This window comes from Veillonella sp. CHU740 (assembly GCF_003992055.1).
In the GTDB taxonomy this organism is placed as follows: Bacteria; Bacillota; Negativicutes; order Veillonellales; family Veillonellaceae; genus F0422.
Window position 1 is genome coordinate 124,015 of the sequence record NZ_RQVD01000005.1, and the last position, 6,000, is coordinate 130,014.

General features: G+C 36.9%; 3 protein-coding genes. 2 read left to right on the forward strand and 1 reads right to left on the reverse strand.

Annotated features, from left to right (window positions below; all coding sequences use genetic code 11):
- The first annotated feature begins 210 nt into the window (after positions 1–210).
- Together EO115_RS04540 and EO115_RS04545 are read left to right on the forward strand one after the other, a co-directional pair.
- Positions 211–1,434 carry an ATP-binding protein gene (locus EO115_RS04540; RefSeq protein WP_126937797.1) on the forward strand — a complete coding sequence of 408 codons (1,224 nt, stop codon included), beginning with the start codon at positions 211–213 and terminating at the stop codon, positions 1,432–1,434.
- A gap of 213 nt (positions 1,435–1,647) precedes the next feature.
- Entirely contained in the window at positions 1,648–2,676 is a 1,029-nt protein-coding gene (locus tag EO115_RS04545) for a ribonucleotide-diphosphate reductase subunit beta (RefSeq protein ID WP_126937798.1), read from the forward strand.
- 334 nt (positions 2,677–3,010) lie between these two features.
- Here the strand turns inward: EO115_RS04545 and EO115_RS04550 are convergent, their stop codons facing one another.
- Entirely contained in the window at positions 3,011–5,770 is a 2,760-nt protein-coding gene (locus EO115_RS04550) for an autotransporter domain-containing protein (protein ID WP_126937799.1), read from the reverse strand.
- Positions 5,771–6,000 lie beyond the last annotated feature (230 nt).

Below are 6,000 nucleotides of genomic sequence, written 5' to 3' on the forward strand. Positions count from 1 at the left end.
TACAGTTTCTATTATTAAGAGTTTCCCATAGCCCTATAAATTCTAATGTATTTCATTTATAATCAAAACTATACTAATATTCTATAATACTTTCGAGTATAATAGAATTAGTATGCACAATCTGCAATACTTTCGACTATACTCGAAATCATTGTTGGAATCTTTAATTGTTTCGAGTATAATAGAATCAATGAGAGTGAGGTGTTAGCTATGGAATATATTAAACGTCCTAAGTACTTAACCCAAATAAAACCATTCATTGATAAGCCTGTAATTAAAATTCTCACAGGTATGCGCCGTGTTGGGAAATCTACTTTATTAACGATAATTAAAGACACTATCTTACAAGAAGTGCCTGATGAACGCAAAGTTTATATTAACTTTGAATCCTTAGAATTTTTAGAGATAAACAATGCATCACTACTCGCTAAGTATCTCATGGAAACAACGAAACACTTAAATGGAAAACTTTACTATTTCTTTGACGAGATACAGTTAGTGGAAGATTGGGAAAAAGTTGTAAATGGTCTACGTGTTGATAAAGATTGCGACATCTATATTACTGGTTCCAACTCCACCTTAATCTCTGGCGAACTTGCTACACTTCTTGCTGGCAGATATGTAGAATTTGAAATACAGCCATTTACATTTGATGAGTTTGTAGAAGTATTCCAAGAAAAACAGCTTTGTAAGGAAGATCTATTCACTAAGTTTATCCAATTAGGTGGCATGCCTACCTTAAAATACTTTAACTTAGAAGAAAATAATAGTTATAAATATCTAAATGATGTGTATCATACGGTTTTGATCAAAGACGTATTGACACACAATAAGATTCGCGATGTAGATATTTTCAATCGAATCCTATCATTTACTATACAAAATATAGGGTCTCCCGTTTCTGCAACTAGTATTAAAAAGTATTTAAAGAGCGAACATCGGGATGTTTCCATTGATACTATACTGAATTATTTAGACTATTGTCAGCAAGCTTTCATCCTGAAAAAAGTGTCTAGATTCGATACTGTAGGCAAAAAAAATCTTAAAATCGATGAAAAATATTACCTTACAGATCATGGATTTCGGGCTGCCAAAGGATATTCTAATATGAAAGATATTGAAAGAGCCCTTGAAAATATTGTATATATTGAGCTGATATCTAGAGGATATACCGTAGAAATAGGCAAAGTAAAAGATATGGAAATCGATTTTATCGCCACTAAAGATAAAGAACGAGTATACTATCAAGTATCGTATCTCATGGAAACAGAAGCTACACGACAACGTGAGTTTGGAGTTTATGCACATGTACAAGATAACTACCCTAAGTTTGTTCTCTCCATGGATACCGTTGACTTTAGCCAAGATGGAATTGTTCATAAACATGTAATAGATTTTTTGTTGGAAAATGCGGAAGCAGGAAACATATTCTAGCATAGAGTACACAAAAAAGCACAGGACTGGTACTCCTGTGCTTTTTGATTGCCTAGCTACCTATCTTTTTAGTATAATAAAAAGTAGTACCAAAACTACATACCAATATTAGCAGGCGTCTAGCTATGCTTTTATAGTTCTCTATAGTATTAAATGGTAAAGTGAATGTCATCTCCTATGTTGACTTTCACCTAGACACATAGGAGATATCTCATGGAAAAGAAACTGATTTTTAATGAACATGGTGACCGCGGCACGCAAAGTATGGTGGGCGGTAATACGACAAATTTACGGGAATGGAATCGTATTAAGTACGATTGGGCGAATACATTGTATCGCACGATGCTGAACAATTTCTGGATTCCTGAAGAAATTTCTTTGAACGAAGATATTAAGCAATTTCCATACTTAACGGATAGCGAGCGCCGTGCCTTCGACAAGATCATTTCTTTCTTAAATTTCTTGGACTCCATCCAAAGCGAAAACTTGCCAAACTTGAGCCGTTATATTACGGCATCCGAAGTGGCTTCTTTATTGAACATCCAAGCGTTCCAGGAGGAAATTCACGCCCAATCCTATTCTTACATTTTGGATACAGTAACGAATCCAATTACTCGTGACCGCATTTATGATGAATGGCGTACGGACGAGCATTTATTAGCTCGTAACCGCTTCATCGCCGATATTTACCAACGTTTTAGCGATGAGCCATCGGAGCACAATTTGATCCGCACGATCATGGCAAACTATATTTTAGAAGGCATCTATTTCTACTCCGGATTTAGCTTCTTCTATACATTAGCTCGTCAAGGTAAAATGACCGCAACTTCCACTATCTTTAAATACATCAATCGTGACGAAGTGACTCACTTAGTATTGTTCCAAAACATTATCCGTGAGCTTCGCATCGAACGCCCTGAATTATTCACTACTGAACTAGAAACTGAATTAACACAAATGCTCCGTGAAGGTACAGAAAATGAAATCGCTTGGGGCCAATACATTACAGATGACAAAATCCTTGGTATCAATAATACATTAATCGAGCGCTATATCAAATACTTAGCAAACCAACGTGCTGATTCCATCGGCTTGCAACCGTTATATCCGGAAATCAAAGAAAATCCTATGGCTTGGATTGAAAGTTTCTCCAACTTGAACAGTACAAAAACTGACTTCTTTGAGGCGAAAGTTACGAACTATACAAAAGCAGCAGCTTTCGACTTCGACGATTTGGAATAAGAATGCCCATAAGGTTATATATATAAAAGCTACACGTAGATATTATCTATGGTGTAGCTTTTTGTTTTCCCTCTAAATCTGTAATCTTGCAACTTTAAAATTCAATGAGCCTAGTATTTAACTAGGCTCATTGCCATTAAAACCAACTCATATTGTCCTATAACCCTTATTTAATTAGAAAAAATGTTGGAACTACTCGTCTAAAAATAACTCAACATATATTATAGAACCTTTATTTTAAACTATTCATATAAGTAGGATATAAACAAGAATAAGCACTAGCCATACATAACTAGTGCTTATCTTCTTATGTCATAGTACTAACACTATACAATTAGTATTTCCAGTTTACACGTCCACCAAACGTTGTTCCTCGTTTTTGTCCGAACCAACCTTCTACATTAAGTGTTCCAGTAAAGGTATCCGCAGTGCTACCATAGGTAACTCCAACTTCTACAAGTCCACTAGATCCGCCTAAAGAAGGTGCTAAAGTACTTGCGCCTTTAACCGTCGCATGTGCTTCTCCTGAGAACTCATGTTCATAGGCCGCACCAACATATCCTGTGTAACTATTGCCTAATTGTTTAGAAACTTTGTACCCAAGACGTGTACGAAGACTATTGACACCTACAAATGTATAGGTTTCTCCTAAGCCTTCACCTTTCAATGTAGCAGTCGCTTCCCCTTGATGGCTATAGAATAGATTACCATATACTGTACCTTCGTATCCATTTCCATAAGATACTACTTTTCCTAACCCTACATGTGCTGCATAATACATATTATGTGCATCATAGGAAGTATGAACAGTTTTTGTTGCTGTTTTTATCTCATTACTTTCATAGTTATAGGATGTACGTCCACCACGAATACTACCTTCTAAATAGATGCCATTATCATAGGTTGTTTTTCCATATACACCAACACCATAATATTTAGCATTACCATCTGCACGAAGACCAGAATCTAAATGGCTATCGTAGCGAGCCCAACCCATTTCTACAAATGGACCCCAGTATGTTTTGCCTGCTTGTTTTCCTAAACCAAGAACTATATTTGTTCCATTAATATTGGCATAAGAACCGGACTCCACTCTCATACGACCATGACTCACGCCTGCAACGATTGGTGCTGTACTACTAGTATTAGCAAATGCTTTCACAATGCTATCTTGGCTATTGTTGATAACGCTAGATACAGCTGTACGAGTCTCTACAAAGGATTTTGTTTGTGGTAATACACTACCCGCAACAGTACCTGTACTTGGTGTTGTTGTGCCAGCTGCTGCTGGTGTACCTGTTGTGCCACCGTTTGCTGGTGTTGTACCTGTTGTTCCATCGTTTGTTGGTGTTGTTCCTGCTGTCCCACCATTTGCTGGAGTTGTACCTGCAGTATCACCTGTACTTGGTGTTGCTGAATTCACGGATCCACCAGTAGTTGGTTGTGTAGGGTTAGGTGTATTCTCTGTGGAATTTTCCTTAATAACAGCAATAACAGATTTAGCATCATCCCCCGCTTTAGCAGTAATATCATATGCCAAGGAAGCGCCTTGTTGTAATTTTCCGTATTGAGCACCTGTTGTTGTTACGCCATTCGTATTATAGATAAGTTTAATAGCATCCCCTGTATGTAATGCTGGTGCTTCACCAGACACACCTACATTGATTTTTGTATTAGATACATCTGTACCATTTGGATCGGTTACAGTAAGGATTGTATCTCCATTCACAACATCTTTAGGCAAATCAAAGTTGTAGATTTCAAAGTTCGATACTTGAGATAATGTAATTCCTTTGACCTTATTAAGATTTAAGGTATTACCAGTTTTAATATCGCCTGTAGCATTGTCTGAGAAATAATGACCGCCCCAGATAGCTACTTTCCCACTAGCCAATGCTTTCGCATTATTAATGTCTACAATATTACCAGTAGCTTCTACATCACTGACACCGCCGATAATAAAGTTGTTACCCTCTTGTTCTGCATCGTTCACTCGTTCAGGGTAAACACCATTAGCATCAATTCCATTAATATGATGCTTAGGTTGTTCATTTTTTACCTTGAATAATCCTTTTCCAGCAATGGAGCTTTCTCCAATAACGACAATATTCTTATTTGCTTTATTCGTTTTTGAAAAACCACCTATGACTTGACCTACTTTAGGTAGTACTATCGAATCTGACTCACTTTTTCCCATTTCCTTTTTTAATTCATGAGAATCCACCCGTCCAGAGTCCCCATTTATTTTGCCATTTTCAGTATCAGCAGAATCAATGCCTAGCAAGACACGATTCCCTATCACTTCTCTAGTGTTAATATTGGAAGTCGTTCCACTATCTGGTGTGCTACCTTCGTCAGAAACATCAGCAAACGCTCCAAATGCTGTACGCGATGTACCAGACGCTGCTACTACTAAGTTTTCTTTTAAGGAACCAGCTGAGGATGTGCTATCGAAAGCTGCAGCCCCTGAAACAAGCTGAATATCTTGCCCACCAGCAAGAAATACTCTATTATTAATAGCACTGCCATCACCTTGGCCTAATGCAGCTCCAGTTACATTTGCTATAGTACCTACATTACGCAAGATAACCATATTTTTCTCTGCATTTTTTGCTCCAGATACCGCTGATATTCCACCAGTAATATCACCACTAAACATTTCTATTCCATTTAGTTTCGCTGTTGCATTATTTGGCCCAGCTTCAGAATAACTAACAGTGTATGCTTCTTTAATTGTTCCGTTCACTAATCCTAGATAATTATCTTGTGTATTCTTACCATCAGTAACAATACCTACTTTAGGGCCCCATCCTGTATTTGAGTTTGAGTTTACACTCATTATATCATCAATTTGTTGTCCAGTTGGCTTCGTATAGAATTTCTTATCATCACGTTTACGTAAAGCTACATCAGGATCAGCTGATGATACGTCATTGCTGTCAACAGTAACCATGCTATTTTCTTTACCATCAACAAGAATAGTAAAAGGCACGCTTAGATTTGCATTACCAGAATTATCTGCCATCGCAGGCATCATCATTGTACTCCCCGCAATTACCGCAAGAATCACATAACGAAGTTGTTTTTTTCTCATTATGAAATCTCCCTTTCTTCATTATACATATATTACATCTTCATGATTTCTTCATGATACCTTCATAATAACAAATGTCCCCCCCCGTCAACATTTTTATCATTATGTATACAAGAAAAGAACATTTAAAAAGGTCTTCTTTAGGCTCTATAATAAATGTTGGGGCTACTCATATAAGAGTAGTCGCCAACATTCTTTTTTTGCAATAAAATAGACATATACAAACTCAA